Here is a 16,589-nt window from a genome sequence, read left to right as displayed (position 1 = left end):
ATTGAAAGCCGCTATTTGAAAGGGGGAGTTTTTCTTGATGGTTTTCTAGACCAGTGGGTTAAAACCCACAGCAAGAAGGGAGGCCATTCTACAGCCAAAAAAATGAGCCGAAGGTTGAAACCATCGGCCCATAACTAGCAGAACTAAATTTCTGCGTCTAGAAGGAGCGAAGCGACTGGCCACAACAAGGCTGAAAGCCGCAGTTCGACGACTAACGGGAGTAACCGATGTGCAGCAGTGGCCGTCAGGCCAGACCAAGCAAAAAACTTGTTTTTTTGCGCAGGGCCGAGCGACCCGACCAACGGGAGCCGACGAGCGCAGCGAGGCGGAGGCCCCAAAAATCAAAATCATCTTATCAGTAAAATATTTTTATTAAATTTTGTTACCTTGAGGTAACAAAAAGATTATGGAAGAGAACAACTACACAGAACAAAAAGTCATTCTTTTTTTAACTGAAACAAAAGAAGCTATCTTTTTGGCCCCTAAAGCTTTTGCTTCGGGTGGTGAAGGCAGCTTGTTTCACATTTTATCGCCAGAAAAGTATAGTGATCGGGTAGCAAAAATTTATCATCCACACAAAAGGACGGCTGAAAAATTGGCCAAATTGGATTTTTTGATAAATGATCCTTTGAGGCGAGGGAAAGAAGGAATTACGCCTAGTTTTATTTGGCCCGAAGCCATTTTGCAAAATGAAAAAGGCGAACAAATTGGGTTGATAATGCCGAAGGCCCAAGGGAAAAAATTAGAATTGCTTTGTTTGCCCCAATTGCCCAGAAAAATTGATGCCGCTTGGAAACGCTTGGCTTTTGATCAGGCCGATAGCCTAAAGTTTCGTTTGAAAATTGCCTTTAATTTGGTCAATGCCCTTCGCTACCTGCAAAGGAGAAAAAAATATGTGCTGGTCGATTTAAAAGCCGAAAATATTTTGGTCCAACCCGATGGACGAATTTCTATTGTAGATGTCGATTCTATACAAATTTCGGATGGCGATCAATTTTTTAAGGCTGCAGTAGCCACTCCAGAATATTCTGCCCCAGAATATTATCTGGAGCCAAAAATAGAACGCTTTGAAGCCAGTTGGGATAATTTTGCTCTCGCCGTTATCCTCTATAAATTATTTTTAGGAATTCATCCCTTTGCCGCCTCAGCCAAAGGAGAATATGAGTCCTGTGTTAGTTTGCATGAAAAAATTGAGGCGGGTTTATATGTACATCACCCGAAAGCTAAAGAATGGCTTAATTTTTTGCCGCCCCCCATCAAAAATATGCGGAGCTTCCGCAGGGGCTGCAAAATTTGTTTGCACAAACTTTTGTAAAGGGTTTACATCAAGCCGAAAAAAGGGCGGGTCCAGAAGAATGGTGCACAGAATTGCTCCATGAAATTAGCGGCTGGGCAATCATTTTTGGTTTTGAAGAAGTGGAAGCCACTGAAGAAGTAAAGCAGTTGGAACTATTGAAAAAAGAAATTAGGCTGCCTGAAGAAGATGAGCTAGAAAAACTGCCTTTATTTCCAGCAAGTTATCAAATGCTCCTTAGTCAAAAGAAAGATTTTTTGGATGAAGAAACGCTTAGCGCACCTTCAGGTTGCTTAAGTATTTTGGGAGGGCTCAGTTTTTTGTCCCTCCTTTGCTTATGTATAATCTTTATATTTTTTATTTACCGTTCTTTTGAAGGCTGGGCCTTTTTGTTTATCAGTTTAGTTTTTATTTTTCCGGTTTATGTTTTAGTAAAGGCCTTTACCCAAGGGGGCGACCCAAAGCGGAGCCGTTTTTTATTGGGTGCAGTAAAGTTTGGAGGTGCAGCCTTAGTCCTTGCAAGCTTTAGTTTTTTTTAGATTGACTGATTCACTTTTTATTCCTGCTGCGATTTATTTCATCATCTTGATAGCTAGTAACTTTGCTTTGGTCAAGATCTTAAATTCTCAACAAGGAAATAAAAATCCTTGGCAAGAAAACTTAGGTATTTTACTTCAGGTGGCTGCTTTATTTTTATTTGTGGCGCCAATTTTTTATGTTTTTTATTTTCCTCCCAATATTTCACTTTCTACTTTCTTTCAAATTACTGCCGTCTTTATTCTTTTTGCAGTTATTAGCTTTTTTATTGGCTGGCGATTGAAAAAAGCCTCGACCCAAGGACTTCCCAGTCTTGTTCAACTCATTGACGACTATAATAAGACCTTAGAAGAGCTACAGCTTAATTATAAAACTGCAGCGCAAAAATTTGTTGCTTTTGCAAGCAGCTATAAAGAAAGACTTGATGATCATCTTAAAGGGTGGTTTGAGCAATGGAAAACAGAACAAAGCGAAGTTTTAGGCAGTTATCAAGACCTTTTGCAAAAACAAAAAGCCATTCAACAGGCTAGCCAAAAACCTTTGCTCAATAAAGCAAGAATGCTCCACGCCTCACTCCAAAATGTACAATCTCTTGAAGAGCTTCAGGAAGAATTATTTGTTTTAGAAAAAATAGTCACTGCCAAAGAAATACAAGAGATCAATACAACACTCCTACGCCTTTTGCAAGAATATTTAGAACAGTATCGCAGTTATTTGACGCAGCAACAGGAAAAATATGAAGAAGCTCGAAAAAAATTGACTGACCTCAAAGCTAAATTGCTAAAAGACTATCAAAAAGAACTAGAAAAATATTTTGCCGCCTCCGAAGATGAGCTGCAAAAAATAAATATTATTGATGATCTGTCTTTAAATGCCTTTGCAATGCAGTTGGAAGAAAATCGTATACAAAAAGAAAAGTTGATTGCCATCACAGAGAAGAACTAAGTAGTCAGTAGTTTTTTAGAAAAAAAATTCCCAATCTTTTCTAGCAGCAAGCTCAGGGTTGGGTTACTGACTTGAGCGAAGAGCGGACTAAAGTCCTTCTTCGCTTTTTGGGGACGGTTGTTTTTTTGGCTTGTTTTGGAGCTGTGGGTTGAGCATAGGCATTCAACCATGAGCTTTAGGCTATGGCTATAAAAAAACTAGATTGTAAAAATTGAGGGATAAAAGTAACTGCTATTCTTGATGGACGAAGCTAAGCTGCTTGTTGAACAGCATATTTTTTCGTTGGGCCATATAAAAGGTCCAAACCATTTAGTAAAACTTGATAATAGAGGGCAATAAAACGATTGAGCAAAGCCAAAGGCTTTTGCAAAAGCCGTAATTTTGGCGAGGAAAAAAGAGCTTCCTCCTTTTTTTGCCCTTTTTGCGGCAAATCTTTCTGAGATTGCCCCTGCAATAAGCCCAAACTAATGAGCTGCTCATAAATAAGAGCCAGTTCTGCAACTTCTTCCAAAATGCTTGTAGGTTGGCCCAAGGCCTTAAAAATGAGGAGAAATTCGGCAAAGAAAAATTTTCTGCGGCCAATAAAATGGTCCAAACCCGCAGCACGTAGGCGTTTGCGCAAAGTGGGATAAGAAATGCCGTAAAAAGCCTTGAGCATTTTCTTGCTCAATTTATAATCCTGCATTTTTTGTTCGAGAGTCATCATGGGGCTATATTTTTTTGTTGTTTTTAAAGTTACGACTAAAAAATAATAATGTCAATAGACTGACTAATAATTTTTTAGAAAAAAAAGTGGCCGAAAAATCAATGTAATTTTTATACCCATCGCTAATTGAAAGCCGCTATTTGAAAGGGGGATTTTTTCTTGATGGTTTTCTAGATCAGTGGGTTAAAACCCACAGCAAAAAGGGAGGCCATTCTAGATCCAAAAAAATGAGCCGATGGTTGAAACCATCGGCCCATAACTAGCAGAACTAAATTTCTGCGTCTAGAAGGAGCGAAGCGACTGGCCTAGCGATGCGGCGGGGTGGCCGCAGGCCAGACCCAGTTTTTTGAGCGCAGCGAAAAAAACGCAGGGCCGAGCGAACAGCGAGCCCCAAAGCGTAGCGCCGACGACCGAAGGGAGGCGGAGGCCCCAAAAAATAGCTCTAATTTTTATCTAAAATGAAAAGTTCTGTAGTTTTAAACTTTCATTTCTTTTCAAAAGCCCTTACTTTAGGCCAAGGAAAAAAACAACGTCAAACTATGCCTCAATATCAACTCCCTGTATTATATGTAGCGGCCAACAGCGAAGAATTTCAGCGCTTGCAGCATTTTTTTGCTGGCAGCCAAGTTCAATTAGTGGCCAACCCCAGCCCCCAGCAACTAGAAAATAGTGAAGAAAAAGTTTTGCTACTGCTTAGCGATAACTTTTTAAAAGATCATCTGGCCATGCAAGCACTGAGCTCGCTGATGCTAGAAACCGAGCGAATTTTGCCCATTATTTTAAATGGTCGGCAAAAAGATGTTAACGGCCAAATTATCGAAACGCCCACACAAACAAAAACCATTCATGAACTCATGCGCTACCGAGATTTTTGGCATGAGGAATGGATTCGCCTGCGCAAAGCCAACCGAGAAGCAGCCGCTGATGAATTAGAAGAAATTGAAGCGAAAAAACTTTTTGCCAAACGTTTATCGACAAATATTGGCAGTTTTTTGCGAAAAATCAATGCGCTTTCGCCTAGTCCTTGGGCCGATTTTGAAGCCAGCGAATTTAGTCGCCTTTTGCAAGCAATCGATATTACAGCTTTGCAAAAAAGCGAAGAAAAAGAAGCGGAAGAAGAGCAAGAAGAAATTGAAGAAGCTCCAGAAATAGAAGTAGAATCTCGGGCCGAAGAAGAAATTTTGGAAGAAGAAAGCCCTGAAGAAACGCCCCTAGAAGAAAAAGAGGAGGAAGAAGAGCAGGCAGAAAATTCTGTTGAGGAAATGGAGGAGGAAGAAAAAACAGCGGAGGAAAAAGAACCCCTGGAAGCTGTAGAAGAGGAAAAAGTGGAAGAAATTCCGACCGTTCTAGAAAAAGAGGAAGAAAAAGAAGCGGCGACCGAAAAAGTAGTTTTAGAAGACGAAAATTTGGAAGCGGCCCAAGAATATTTGACCGAAGTTCGCTCTTTGGATGCACTTTTTGTCATTGCAGAAACCGAAACGGAAGAAGCGGATTATGAAGTGGCCCGTTTGGCTTATGAACGAATTTTAGTGTTGGACCCCAGTAATGGTCGCGCTTTGATTTGGTTGGCGCGTTTGTTAGATCGTCATTTTGAGGAAGAAGAGCAGCAATTGGCGCAAGAATATTATAAAAAAGCGATTTTTGTCAATGAAGAATCGGCAGCGCTTTATTATGAGTATGCTTTGCATTTGCGTAAAAGATTTGCGTCTTTATTTAGAGTGAATGAATTATTGCATCGGGCCTTAGAAATTGATCCGCAATATGAGTTGGCTTATTTGGCTTTGGCCGATTGTCAGGCTAAACAGGGACAAATTGAAGCGGCCAGAGCAAATTATTTGCAAGCTTGTTTGTTGAAGCCCGAATTGCAGGCAGAAGAATTGGATCAGTTATATAAAGTCATTCGTCCAGAAGAACAGCAACCGATAGCCGAAGAATTACAGTTGCCTGAATCGGAAGAAGAAATTTTGCGCTCGCCTCATGCAGAAGAAGTTGTTTTTATTACTGGCGCAACTTCTGGTATTGGTCGGGCTACGGCTTGGCAATTTGCTCGCGCAGGTTACCGTTTGGTATTAACTGGTCGCCGAGCAGCCCGTTTAGAAGAACTTTCGGAGCAATTGCGTGAAAATTTTGAGCAGTTGGAAGTACAAACCCTTTCTTTTGATGTTCGAAATAAAGAAGAAATTGATGCCGCCTTGGCAAAATTGCCTGAATCTTGGGGCAACATTGATATTTTGATCAATAATGCAGGCTTGGCAAAAGGTAGAGGCCCCATTCATGAGGGAAAAATTGAGGATTGGGAAACTATGATTGATACCAATCTGAAAGGATTACTTTACTTGAGCCGGGCGATTAGTCCGATTATGGTCCAAAATAAAAAAGGATTTATTATCAATATCGGATCGATTGCAGGCAAAGAAGCTTATCCTGACGGAAATGTTTATTGCGCTACAAAAGCCGCTTTAGATATGCTCACTAAAGGAATGCGTTTAGATTTGCATCGCTATGGCGTTCGGGTAGCGGCTATTCATCCGGGGCATGTAGAAACTGAATTTGCTTTGGTTCGTTTTAATGGCGATGAAGAAAAAGCAAAAATTTATAATGATTTCACGCCCTTACGAGCCGAAGATGTAGCGGAAACTATTTTCTTTGTGGCTAGTCGCCCAGAAAGAGTAAATATTCAAGATTTGCTTCTTTTTGCCAATCAGCAAGCTAGTGCGGCCGTTATTGATCGCTCTGGAAAAAAGTTTGAGTAAAACTTTAGAGAAATAAAGAGAGGTGCGCAAAAAACTTTTGTTTTTTGCGCGCTTTTTTTTTGGGGTAGTTTTTCCACCAAACGAGCTGATACAAACATCTTTTAGACAAAGCTTTTATTTCACCGCCGAAAAATATGCTCATGTACTATCGCTATTTATTTTTGCTCCTCTTTTTTGTAGGGGGAGTTAACAGTGTGCTAGCGGCAATTGCAGTGGCTGATACTTTAGTTCCGCAAACAAAAGAGAAAACAGCACTTCCTTTTCCTCCTCCACCACCTCCGCCACCGCCAAGAACAGCTGCAGCAGATCAATATAGTGGGTTTGGAATAAACTACATGGAGCCCTATTATCTTTCTGATGATTGTCCCGATGATGATTTTTGGTCAAAAAATAGATGTGCTGACCTTGCCTTACATAAAGTTTTAACAGCGGCCTTAATTTATCCTAAAGCGGCCAAAGAAAAATCTTTGGAAGCAACTGCTTATATTCGATTTGTAGTAACTACCGAGGGAAAAATGGAAAATATTGAGTTGGTCAAATTAGTAGGAGAAGAAAAAATGGGCTTTGAAGAAGCTGCATTAAATGCCGTAAAAACGGTAGCTAAAACAGCAAAATGGAAAGTAGCAAAACACAAAGGAAAATATATCCCGATGAAAATGGTTGTCCCTATTAAATTTGGATTGGAGGAGCAGGACTAATTTTCTGCTCCATTTTCCAGCAAAAAACTCATACAAACATCTTTTAGACAAAGCTTTTATTTCACCTCTGAAAAATATACTCATGTATTATCGCTATTTATTTTTGTTCCTCTTTTTTGTAGGGGGAGTTCAGGCTGCGCAAGCCGAAACAGCTCCGCAATATATTGTAGAGGCCGATACTTTGGTTCCAGAAACGGCTGAAAAAAAAGATGCTCCGTTGCCAGACGAACTTTCATTTCCAGGACACTATATAGAGGAATTCAGTTACTACCTCAAAGCGCATTGCCCAGAAGACGGAAGTTATGAAGAACGAGATAAGTGTGGCGATTTAGCTTTAAGAGATGATTTAATATCGGCCTTAATTTATCCTAAAGCGGCCAAAGAAAAATCTTTGGAAGCAACAGTTTACATTCGCTATACAGTAACTGCCGAGGGAAAAATGGAAAATATTGAGTTGGCCAAATTAGTAGGAGAAGAAAAAATGGGCTTTGAAGAAGCTGCATTAAATGCAGTAAAAACGGTAGCTAAAACGGCAAAATGGAAAGTAGCAAAACGTAACGGAGAATATATCTCAATGCAAATGATTGCCCCCATTAAATTTAAATTGGAAGAGCAGGACTAATTTTTTACTCCATTTTCCAGCAAAAAACTCATACAAACATCTTTTAGACAAAGCTTTTATTTCACCGCCGAAAAATATGCTCATGTACTATCGCTATTTATTTTTGCTCCTCTTTTTTGTAGGGGGAGTTCAGGCTGCGCAAGCCGAAACAGCTCCGCAATATGTTGTGGAGGTTGATACTTTGGTTCCGCCGCCACCACCGCCACCGCCGCCAGTTCCTCCAGCGCCAGTTGTAGAAGAAATGCCGCCGCCACCACCGCCACCACCCGCACCGGCTCCAACTATAGATTATGTACCAAAATATTGTTATTATCTTACAGAAGAATGTTCAGAAGACGAAAGTCCAGAAGAGCGAAAAACCTGTGGGCAGCTAGCGTTGATGAAAGATTTATCGGCTGCTACTATTTTTCCTAAGGCGGCCAAGGGAAAAAACATCAATTCGGTAGCTTATATTCGATTTGTGGTAACAGCTGAGGGAAAAATGGAAAACATTGAACTTCTTCGGTTTATGGGCGAAGAAGGATTGGGTTTAGAGGGAGTTGCATTAAATGCTGTAAAAGTTGTAGCCATAACGGCAAAATGGGAAGCGGCAGAAGAATTCGGAAAAAAAGTTTCGATGCGAATGGTTGTACCGATTCGATTTAAGTCAGAAAAAGATTAGCGGGTCGAACTCCTTTAAAAATTAGCAAAATTGCAACTAGCTGTCTATTTTGGGCGGCTAGTTTTTTTATGGACCTATTCAAGCTGTCATGTTAAAATCCAACATTCTCAAGTTATCTCTTTTTGCCACTGGTCTTTCGGGTATTGTGGCCGAATACATTTTGGCCACCTTGGCCACTTATTTTTTGGGCAATTCTGTTTTTCAGTTTACGATTGTCTTGTCTGTTATGCTTTTTTCTATGGGCTTGGGCAGTAGAATTTCCAAGTATTTTGAAAAGAATTTGCTGAGCAGCTTTGTTATTATTGAGTTTACGCTTTCCCTTTTGGTGGCCTTTTCGGCTTTATTTACTTATACGGCCACGGCTTATATGGAATACACTGGTGTTTTTATTTATAGCTTTTGTATTCTGATTGGTTTATTGATAGGGATGGAAATTCCTTTGGTGGTTCGGCTCAATGATGCTTATCAGGAGTTGCGGGTCAATGTTTCTGCGGTAATGGAAAACGATTATTACGGCAGTTTGATTGGCGGATTATTTTTTGCTTTTGTGGGCCTTCCCTATTTGGGCCTTACCTATACGCCTTTTATTTTGGGGGCCGTCAATTTTGGCGTAGCGCTTTTATTATTGGTCTTTTTGGGCCAACTTTTTCCCAAAGCGCATAAATTGGCCTTTAAAATTGGGGCTTTTGCCGTAGGTTTAGTGCTTTTGGCTGGTTTTTTTGCGGCAGAACCTATTATTCTTTTTGGCGAACAGAAACGTTATAAAGATAAAGTCATTTTCCAGCATCAATCTAAGTATCAAAAACTAGTTGTTACCGAATGGAAGGGCAATCATTGGTTTTATATCAATGGCAACCAGCAACTTTCTACCTTAGATGAATGGATGTATCATGAACCTATGGTCCATCCAACGGCTAGTTTGCATCCCGAGCCCAAAACGGCTTTAGTTTTAGGTGGTGGCGATGGCTGCGTAGTTCGAGAATTACTCAAATATCCCAGCATTGAAAAAATTATGTTGGTTGATTTGGACCCCAAAGTGACAGAGCTGGCCAAAACCAACCCCATTTTTTTAACTATGAATGACAGCGCCTTGCTAGATCCTCGAGTAGAAATTCTCAATGGCGATGCTTTTCAGTATATGGAAAAGACCTTAGATTTTTACGATTTGATTTATTGCGATTTTCCAGACCCAAAAAGTATTGAGTTGGGCCGTTTATACTCTTATGAATTTTATAAAATGTGTTATAAACAATTGCGGCCAGGCGGACTCATTTCCATTCAATCGGGTAGCCCGTATTATGCCAGTAAAGCTTTTGTTTGCATTGACAAAACACTAAAAGAAGCGGGATTTAGCACATTACAAATTCACAATCAAGTACTTACTTTAGGGCAATGGGGCTGGACCCTTGGCGCCAAAGATTTACCCCAAGAAGGTTTTCGAGATGCTTTAAGAAATATTAACTTAGATCAAGTAGAAACCAAATGGCTCAACAAAGAGGCGCTTTTGCACATTAGTTCTTTTGGCAAGCCAGTTGTTCCTATTGACACGGCAAAGATTGAAGTCAATCGCATTCATCATCCAGTACTCAGTAGTTATTACCGCAAAGGAAACTGGGACTGGTACTAACCCTTAAAATTAAGCCTCCTATGAAAAAGTTATTTGTTTTTTTGCTCCTCTTTTCGGCCAGCCTTTCTTTTGCCCAAAAAGAAACGGTCCCCAATGCCGCCGAAGATATTTGCCCCATCTTGGTCGGCGAAACGATTCCCGCCGGCAACCTTAAAAATGTAGAAGGCGAAAATTTAGGCATTCGCAAGTTGATTAAAAAGCAAAAGACCGTTTTGGTTTTTTATCGCGGAAATTGGTGCCCCTATTGCAATTTGCAACTCAATGGATTGCAAGAAATTGAAAAAGACATCCATGATTTGGGCTTTCAGGTTTTGGCTATCTCTGCCGATAAACCCGAAAAGCTAAAAGAAAGCGCAGAAGATGGCGAATTTCGCTACCAGTTGCTTTCTGATGCAAAAATGGAATATGCTCGAAAATTGGGCATTGCCTACCAACTAGATGACAAAGCCCAGAAACGCTATCGGGCCTTTGGTGTGAAGCTAGACGAGCAATCGGGCGAAAAACATTATCAGTTGCCGGCTCCCGCTGTTTTTGTCCTCAATACAGAAGGCGAAATTCAATTTTCTTATATCAATCCTAATTATAAAGTGCGTTTGGCCCCCGAAATTTTGTTGGCGGTGCTCAAAGCCACCGAATAAAACGACAAAAGCCAGTAGATTTTTTCTACTGGCTTTTTTTTGATCTCTTTTTTTGAGATTTTTTATGTTTTGGGGCCCGCGGCCGGCTAGCCTTCGGCTAGGTCGGCCGCCGCTATGCTGCGGGGCTCGCAGGTCTGCTCGGCCCTTCGTTTTTTTCGCTGCGCTCAAAAAAACTCGGTCTGGCCTTCGGCCACCCCTCCGCAGCGCTGGGCCAAGGCTGCTCTTTTTTCCTCTAATTTGACCCATGATTAAATAAAATAGAATCAATAATGACAGCCGCTGCCAAAATTAGTTGTTCCTCTCCTTCATAGATTTCGACGCTATAAGTATCCGTCCATGCCCAAAACTTTTTAGACAATTTGGCTAATTGTTTTTCATTTGCACTAACAATAAAGTTTCTGGACCAAAAGCCAGCCTCAACTTGGTAACTTGCCCCTCCTGAAAACCTTAAACTAAAGCAATGCCCCCAAAGGTAAAACTGCTTACGAAATTCGGCAATGACTTCTCCCTTATGTTTTATTTCAAACTGAGGCAACAGGCAAAAAAGCCGTCTTTTAATTTGAAATAACTCTTGTCCTGTTTTATAATCTTGAAAAGATAGGTCTTTACCCCAAGAAAAAAACTTCCCTTCTACCAAATAAATAATTTGGTCTAGCTCATCTCGGATTAGATAACTACTATCTAGGCTCCAAGCTTTTTCCTTGAGCTGAAAGCGCTTTGACATGACTACTTAGTTTGATTTCTTTTCAAACAGCACCAAATCAATAACAATAGCGGTGGCCAAGATAAAAGCCTCATCGCCTTCATAAATTTCAATGCCGTAGGTATCGGTCCAATTCCAAAACTCTTTAGACACTCTGGCAGAAAGGCCCGAAGCTCGGCGAAATTCAAATTCTCTTTGCCAAAAAGAGCCATCAATCGTATAATCATTTGGGCCAGGCACATCTAGGGTAAACTTTTGGCCAAACCACTGAAACTCCTTGCGGATTTCCGCCATCGAGGCCCCATCTTTCAAAATTTCAAAGCGCGGCATCAAGCTCATCAAAATTTGCTTGATGCGAAACAACTCTTGGCCAGTATTGTAGTCCTGAAAAGAAAGATCTTTACCCCAAGAGAAAACTTTTCCCTTGACCGCATAAACAGGTTCTTCATTTTGGTCTCGAATGACATAATTGCCACCAAAACTCCAGATTTTTTCTTTCAATTGAAATAGCTTGGGCATATTACTATGTTTTAAGGTTATATGAGGATAAAAAGCCAGTGAGCTGGCTACAACTCAATAATAAACAAAAAAAACAAATTAAGCAATAAAGCCGCTATTTTTCTTGCCGAAGCAAAATGCTAGCGCAAAGAAAACTGATGAGCGGATGAGGGATGGAAAGTGGTGCGGCGCAGCCGCAGACCCAAGTTTTTGAGCGCAGCGAAAAAACTGCAGGGCCGAGCAGACTTGCGAGCCACGACACAGCCCGACCCAAGGCCCAAAGGGCCGCAGGGGCAGCCCAAAAAAAATAATAACTACTATTTTTTGTGACAAAAGAGGATTATCCTTTTCTTAAAAAGTTTTTTTTATAATATAAAGACATCTATATATTTTCCTTACATTTGGAGCAGAACAAGAACCTATAAGATGCAGCCCCTTAAAGTTTTAAGTCAAGAACAAATTTTAGCTGACGATATGATTTTGCATAATTATGCCGATTTGATGCTTAGCCAACTTCCCCAGATTATAGATGAATTTTATGATCGGATGCTGAGCCAGTCAGAATTTAAGCATTTTTTTAGCTCCGAGCAGCAAATCAAACATCTCAAAGCCTTACATGAAAGTTATTGGACCGACTTCTGGACCTTAGACTTTGATGAAGCCTATCAGGAAAGGCGAAAAAATATTGGTTTGGTGCATGCGCGCATTGGTTTGCCCCTCAAATTTTATTTTGAGGGCATGGTTTTATTTGGCCATCTCTTTCGAGAAGTTTTTAGAACCCTAAAGCTAGAAGATTTTGATCTTTTAGAGGCTTTTCATATGCGTATAGAGCAAGAAATCGCCATCATTGTAGATAGCTACAACCAGCAAAAGGAAGCGGTTTTGGAAGAGGAAAATCTACGTCTGGCGGCACCACTTTCTCAAATTTGGGACGATATTTTATTTTTGCCTTTGGTGGGTATTTTGCATAAAAAGCGGCTCAAGGAAGTGAGTCGACAAGCCCTGCATAAAGTTTCAGAAGTATCGGCTAAGGTGTTTATTTTAGATATCAAAGGCTTGCATCATTTGCAATTGGAAGAGGCCAAAGGCTTGCTGCAATTGCTCAAAGCGGTGCAACTGATGGGCTGTAAGGCCTTGGTCTCGGGCATTAGCCCAATTATGGCCCAAACCTTATTGGAGCTAGATATTCAGCTGAAGAAAATTGAGGCACAAAGTAGCATGAAAGACGCCCTAAATAAAGCTTACGCTTTTAGAAACTTAAAATTGGTCAATTTGCAAGAATTGGCGATTTAAGCTGTTCTTGTTAAGCAAAACTTCCCCTTCTTCCTCAAAAACTTTATGTTTGCCTCAAAAAATAGAAAATGAAGCATTATATAGAAGAAGAGAAACTGGAGCGCAAGATGATTGCCGACGAAATTACCCAAGTGCAGCAAGAAAAATCGCTATTTTTTGATGTTCCTCCCCTACTCAACCTCAACCGTTTTCCCAAATCTTTTTTTGCTCTTCAAATCCATGAGCTCAGGCTCAGTGAACTCCCCAAAGATTTTGAATGGGAGGGCCTAGATCCGCAACCCATGCCTACGGTCAAGCGGCTTTATTTAGAAACCCATTCGCCTAAGCTCCTGCCGCGACTGCCCTATCTTTTCCCCAATTTGGTCGAGCTCCGTTTGTCTGGGCAACAGTTTGACAGAAAAACAGATTTTAGCTTTTTTGGCCAACTTTCTAAACTCGAAAGATTGGATCTACAAGCCTGTCGTTGGAAAGATACCCCGCAACTTCCAGATAGTATTTCCAAGCTTTCTCAACTGAAAGAGCTACATATTCTTTATTTTTATAGCTTGAGACGTTTAGGCAAAAACTTTTCTAAATTAACTTCCCTAGAAGAGTTTTCGGCCCCTTCTGCCCATCTAAAAGTAGACAAAAATAGCCCTTTGCTCCAATTGCCCAATTTGCGCAAGCTATCTTTGCACGATATGGCGATGATGGATCAAGCCGAACTGCTACTGCAGTTTCTAGCCCTAGAGAACTTTAAAAGAGGCTATAAATCGGATAAGGCTCCTCCTTTTTTCCAAGATTTTGTTACCCTCTTTAATGCCGCCAAAAAGAATCATTATAAAGTTGATTTTCTGCAAGATTGCATCAGTTATTTGAAGCAGCCAGAAAAAGAACTGCCCAAGTTGTCTAAGAATGAACTCATCGAGCTGCTTGATTTGCCCTTGAGCAATTTTAGAGATAAAATTTTTACTGAGCTCGAAAAACGCATTCAAGAAAACTTGCCCGAGCTAAAAGCAGGAACCGAAATTGTGCTCAAAGGAAAGTTTAAAAGCAATAAACGAGAGCTCAAAGAACAACTTAAGGAGCTAGAGTTGGTTCCAAAAAATAAAATTACCGCAAACACCCAAATTTTGGTCCTTGGCGATCTGCCCAAAATTAAGGGCGATCCGCTCACTAAATATCCCCAAATTAAAATCCTAAGTGAAAAAAGTTTGTTAGAGCTCCTCGAGCCAAAAGGAGAAGCCTACCTTAAAGAAGCCCCTAGCCAAGAGCTAGAAAAATTAAAGGAGTTGCTGCTCAACGAAGACCCAGAAATGAATCGCCTAGGGCTCTATATGCTGGAACAAGGCGGCTGCCCCACTGAGCTCCGCGCCAGTTTGTTTGTGCTCTACAAAACCAACAAAGACAAGAAAATCAAACAACTTGCTCTGGCTCAAATCGAGCGTATTAGTCCTCGTTCGTTTAGTACAGTGATCAAAAAACGCTGGCCACTCTATAATACTGGTATGCTTGGCATCACGGAAGACAAACTCAGCAAAAACCTTCAGCGTTATTTGGATGCGGCTCCCAATGAGCTGAGCCCAAAAGCCCTGATTCAAGCTATTTATAGCTTTTGCAAGATGGGCAAAAATTATGTCCTTAGCTATGGCGATGAAAGCTGGGCCAAAGCATTTTTTGCCACAGATTTAGCCCAAAACAAACTCGATTTGGCTCAGGCCCAACTGCTTGAGCTGCCCGACTATGTCTATAATTGGCAAAATATAGAGCAGCTCGATATTCGCCACAATAAATTTGCGCAGCTGATTCCACAAAATCTCTCAAAACTAAAAAACCTAAAAGAGTTACAGCTTTGCCTAACACCACTAGATACAATTGGAGAAGAAATTTTAGCCCTGCCCGCCCTAAAACACCTACATATTACGCCTATCTGGTTCCGCTTTAGCCTTGAGCAAACCCTCTCAGAGTACCCCATTTTAAGAGAACTCATTAAAAAGGGAGTTGATGTTACCGTATTTCGTTAACTCCTTGTATTTTTACACTCTTTTTTTAGGGGCCTCCGCAGCAAGCTGCGGCGCTACGCTACAGGGCTCGCAAGCCTGCTCGGCCCTGCACAAAATTCGCTTCGCTCATTTTGTTGGGTCTGCGGCTTCGCCGCCCCCTTCCGCATCGCTAGGCCGGTTCGACAAATAGCCCTAAAGGGCAAAAAGGGGCCTAAAGGCCCAAGGCTAGCTCACTAACTACAGATTTATGTCTATTACTAAAGAAAATTTTGGCCCACTTGGCCTTTCTCCTCAATATATTAAGGCCCTAGAAGATTTGGGCTTTGAACAACCCACCGGCATCCAAGAAAAAGCAATTCCGCTCATTCGTGGAGGCCAACACCTCATTGGCATTGCCCAAACAGGAACCGGAAAAACAGCGGCTTATCTCCTGCCTTCTTTGCAAAAACTGCAATATCATCAGCCTGATTTTATTCGGGCCATTATTATGGTGCCCACCAAAGAATTGGTTTTGCAAGTTTTGGAACAGCAACAAGAGCTAGCCAAATACACCGACATTAAAATGGTGGGCCTTTATGGCGGCGTGGGCTGGCAAAAACAAGCCAAAGAACTAGAAGCAGGTACCGATATGGTGGTTTGTACCCCCCGCCGCCTCTTCGAACTCTACGAAAGAATGAATTTGGACCTCAGAAAGGTAGAAATTCTGATCTTGGATGAGGCCGACCGCATGCTCGACATGGGCTTCCGCCCTCAAATCAATACCCTTTTGGACCTCTTGCCCAGAAAAAAGCAAAACTTGCTTTTTTCGGCCACCTTCTCGCCAGAAGTGGAAGAGCTCAGCTGGAACTTTATGGATTTTCCCCATAAAGTAGAAATTACCCCAGAAGCCACCCCCGTAGAAACCGTAGAACAACGGCTCTATTATACGCCCAACTTTGGAACAAAACTCAATCTTTTGGTCCAGCTTTTCCAAAAAGAAGAGGGCTTTGATCGCGTCATCATTTTTGTCCGCTCTAAACGCAGCGCCAACAAGGTCTTTGAAGCTTTACAACGGGCCAGACTAGAAGGCGAAATGCGCCTGATCCACTCCAATAAGGGCCAAAATAGCCGAATCAATGCCTTTAAGGAGTTTAAAGAAGGTTTGCTGCGCATTCTGGTCAGTACCGATGTCATGGCCCGAGGAATTGATATTCCCGAAGTAAGCCATGTCATTAACTTTGAAGTGCCCCGCCTACATGAGGACTATGTCCACCGCATTGGGCGCACTGGCCGAGCGTTCCGTACCGGAACAGCCATTAGTTTTGCCCAAGCGGCCGAGCAATATCACATTCAGAAAATCCAGAAGAAAATCCGAATGGCCATTCCCGTTTATGAGCTACCCGCCAATTTGGATATTCCAGAAACCCCTTTTGACGAAAAGCAAGAGATTGCCAAGGAAATTGACCACCAAAAGAGGAAAGACGACCCGAACTTTCAAGGGGCTTTTCATGAAAAAAAGGATTACAAGCAGAAGCAAAAACAAAAAAGCAGCAAACGCAAGCGACAGTTTAATGGAAAAGCCAAAAGCTATATTCAAAAAACTACGCCCAAGAAGAAAACCACCTCTAAGCGCAACCGCCACAAAAAGTAATG

At 41.4% G+C, this 16,589-nt stretch carries 15 protein-coding genes; 12 read left to right on the top strand and 3 right to left on the bottom strand.

Annotation, left to right across the window (positions count from 1 at the left end):
* Positions 1 to 406 precede the first annotated feature (406 nt).
* The 3 genes from OP864_RS15365 to OP864_RS15355 are packed head-to-tail and all read left to right on the top strand — an operon-like array spanning position 407 to position 2,776.
* Positions 407 to 1,315, top strand: a complete 909-nt coding sequence (locus OP864_RS15365) for a protein kinase domain-containing protein (protein ID WP_270099032.1) — start codon at positions 407 to 409, stop codon at positions 1,313 to 1,315.
* Entirely contained in the window at positions 1,294 to 1,833 is a 540-nt protein-coding gene (locus OP864_RS15360; RefSeq protein WP_270099031.1) for a hypothetical protein, read from the top strand. The genes OP864_RS15365 and OP864_RS15360 overlap by 22 nt, the downstream gene beginning before the upstream one ends.
* Position 1,834: 1 nt before the next feature.
* A complete protein-coding gene (locus OP864_RS15355) occupies positions 1,835 to 2,776 on the top strand; it encodes a hypothetical protein (RefSeq protein WP_270099030.1) in 942 nt (313 codons plus the stop codon).
* Positions 2,777 to 3,026: 250 nt separating this feature from the next.
* Here the strand turns inward: OP864_RS15355 and OP864_RS15350 are convergent, their stop codons facing one another.
* Positions 3,027 to 3,482 carry a hypothetical protein gene (locus OP864_RS15350; protein WP_270099029.1) on the bottom strand — a complete coding sequence of 152 codons (456 nt, stop codon included), beginning with the start codon at positions 3,480 to 3,482 and terminating at the stop codon, positions 3,027 to 3,029.
* 539 nt (positions 3,483 to 4,021) lie between these two features.
* On the opposite strand from OP864_RS15350, the gene OP864_RS15345 reads away from it, so the two are divergent.
* The 6 genes from OP864_RS15345 to OP864_RS15320 all read left to right on the top strand — a co-directional run bounded on the left by OP864_RS15345 (position 4,022) and on the right by OP864_RS15320 (position 10,481).
* Positions 4,022 to 6,235: an SDR family NAD(P)-dependent oxidoreductase gene (locus tag OP864_RS15345; RefSeq protein WP_270099028.1), complete on the top strand. Its 2,214-nt coding sequence runs from the start codon at positions 4,022 to 4,024 to the stop codon at positions 6,233 to 6,235.
* Positions 6,236 to 6,375: 140 nt separating this feature from the next.
* Positions 6,376 to 6,933: an energy transducer TonB gene (locus OP864_RS15340; RefSeq protein WP_270099027.1), complete on the top strand. Its 558-nt coding sequence runs from the start codon at positions 6,376 to 6,378 to the stop codon at positions 6,931 to 6,933.
* Between the two features lie 82 nt (positions 6,934 to 7,015).
* The gene (locus OP864_RS15335) at positions 7,016 to 7,555 is read left to right on the top strand and encodes an energy transducer TonB (RefSeq protein ID WP_270099026.1); all 540 of its coding nucleotides are present in this window, start codon (positions 7,016 to 7,018) and stop codon (positions 7,553 to 7,555) included.
* An 82-nt stretch (positions 7,556 to 7,637) separates the two neighbouring features.
* A complete protein-coding gene (locus OP864_RS15330; protein ID WP_270099025.1) occupies positions 7,638 to 8,216 on the top strand; it encodes an energy transducer TonB in 579 nt (192 codons plus the stop codon).
* A gap of 88 nt (positions 8,217 to 8,304) precedes the next feature.
* Complete coding sequence (locus tag OP864_RS15325) at positions 8,305 to 9,843, top strand: polyamine aminopropyltransferase (RefSeq protein WP_270099024.1); 1,539 nt, start codon at positions 8,305 to 8,307, stop codon at positions 9,841 to 9,843.
* A gap of 20 nt (positions 9,844 to 9,863) precedes the next feature.
* Complete coding sequence (locus OP864_RS15320) at positions 9,864 to 10,481, top strand: peroxiredoxin-like family protein (RefSeq protein ID WP_270099023.1); 618 nt, start codon at positions 9,864 to 9,866, stop codon at positions 10,479 to 10,481.
* Between the two features lie 232 nt (positions 10,482 to 10,713).
* On the opposite strand, the gene OP864_RS15315 is transcribed toward OP864_RS15320, so the two are convergent.
* Together OP864_RS15315 and OP864_RS15310 are read right to left on the bottom strand one after the other, a co-directional pair.
* The gene (locus OP864_RS15315; RefSeq protein WP_270099022.1) at positions 10,714 to 11,205 is read right to left on the bottom strand and encodes an LURP-one-related/scramblase family protein; all 492 of its coding nucleotides are present in this window, start codon (positions 11,203 to 11,205) and stop codon (positions 10,714 to 10,716) included.
* A gap of 6 nt (positions 11,206 to 11,211) precedes the next feature.
* Positions 11,212 to 11,703, bottom strand: coding sequence for an LURP-one-related/scramblase family protein (locus OP864_RS15310; protein WP_270099021.1), 492 nt, complete (start codon positions 11,701 to 11,703; stop codon positions 11,212 to 11,214).
* 405 nt (positions 11,704 to 12,108) lie between these two features.
* On the opposite strand from OP864_RS15310, the gene OP864_RS15305 reads away from it, so the two are divergent.
* From OP864_RS15305 to OP864_RS15295, 3 genes are all read left to right on the top strand, one after another.
* Positions 12,109 to 12,975 carry a protoglobin domain-containing protein gene (locus tag OP864_RS15305; protein ID WP_270099020.1) on the top strand — a complete coding sequence of 289 codons (867 nt, stop codon included), beginning with the start codon at positions 12,109 to 12,111 and terminating at the stop codon, positions 12,973 to 12,975.
* A gap of 68 nt (positions 12,976 to 13,043) precedes the next feature.
* Positions 13,044 to 14,978, top strand: a complete 1,935-nt coding sequence (locus OP864_RS15300) for a leucine-rich repeat domain-containing protein (RefSeq protein WP_270099019.1) — start codon at positions 13,044 to 13,046, stop codon at positions 14,976 to 14,978.
* A gap of 226 nt (positions 14,979 to 15,204) precedes the next feature.
* Positions 15,205 to 16,587 carry a DEAD/DEAH box helicase gene (locus OP864_RS15295; protein WP_270099018.1) on the top strand — a complete coding sequence of 461 codons (1,383 nt, stop codon included), beginning with the start codon at positions 15,205 to 15,207 and terminating at the stop codon, positions 16,585 to 16,587.
* The last annotated feature ends 2 nt before the right edge of the window (positions 16,588 to 16,589 follow it).

The organism is Saprospira grandis, assembly GCF_027594745.1.
GTDB lineage: Bacteria > Bacteroidota > Bacteroidia > Chitinophagales > Saprospiraceae > Saprospira > Saprospira grandis.
This window is presented reverse-complemented; position numbering and strand designations above follow the sequence as displayed.

Bases quoted from the DNA above. Each gene is read 5' to 3' on its own strand.
- OP864_RS15305 (WP_270099020.1), top strand. From the start codon at position 12,109: ATGCAGCCCCTTAAAGTTTTAAGTCAAGAACAAATTTTAGCTGACGAT.
- OP864_RS15365 (WP_270099032.1), top strand. From the start codon at position 407: ATGGAAGAGAACAACTACACAGAACAAAAAGTCATTCTTTTTTTAACT.
- OP864_RS15320 (WP_270099023.1), top strand. From the start codon at position 9,864: ATGAAAAAGTTATTTGTTTTTTTGCTCCTCTTTTCGGCCAGCCTTTCT.
- OP864_RS15335 (WP_270099026.1), top strand. From the start codon at position 7,016: ATGTATTATCGCTATTTATTTTTGTTCCTCTTTTTTGTAGGGGGAGTT.
- OP864_RS15330 (WP_270099025.1), top strand. From the start codon at position 7,638: ATGTACTATCGCTATTTATTTTTGCTCCTCTTTTTTGTAGGGGGAGTT.
- OP864_RS15350 (WP_270099029.1), bottom strand. From the start codon at position 3,482: ATGATGACTCTCGAACAAAAAATGCAGGATTATAAATTGAGCAAGAAA.
- OP864_RS15315 (WP_270099022.1), bottom strand. From the start codon at position 11,205: ATGTCAAAGCGCTTTCAGCTCAAGGAAAAAGCTTGGAGCCTAGATAGT.
- OP864_RS15345 (WP_270099028.1), top strand. From the start codon at position 4,022: ATGCCTCAATATCAACTCCCTGTATTATATGTAGCGGCCAACAGCGAA.
- OP864_RS15325 (WP_270099024.1), top strand. From the start codon at position 8,305: ATGTTAAAATCCAACATTCTCAAGTTATCTCTTTTTGCCACTGGTCTT.
- OP864_RS15310 (WP_270099021.1), bottom strand. From the start codon at position 11,703: ATGCCCAAGCTATTTCAATTGAAAGAAAAAATCTGGAGTTTTGGTGGC.
- OP864_RS15300 (WP_270099019.1), top strand. From the start codon at position 13,044: ATGAAGCATTATATAGAAGAAGAGAAACTGGAGCGCAAGATGATTGCC.
- OP864_RS15340 (WP_270099027.1), top strand. From the start codon at position 6,376: ATGTACTATCGCTATTTATTTTTGCTCCTCTTTTTTGTAGGGGGAGTT.
- OP864_RS15295 (WP_270099018.1), top strand. From the start codon at position 15,205: ATGTCTATTACTAAAGAAAATTTTGGCCCACTTGGCCTTTCTCCTCAA.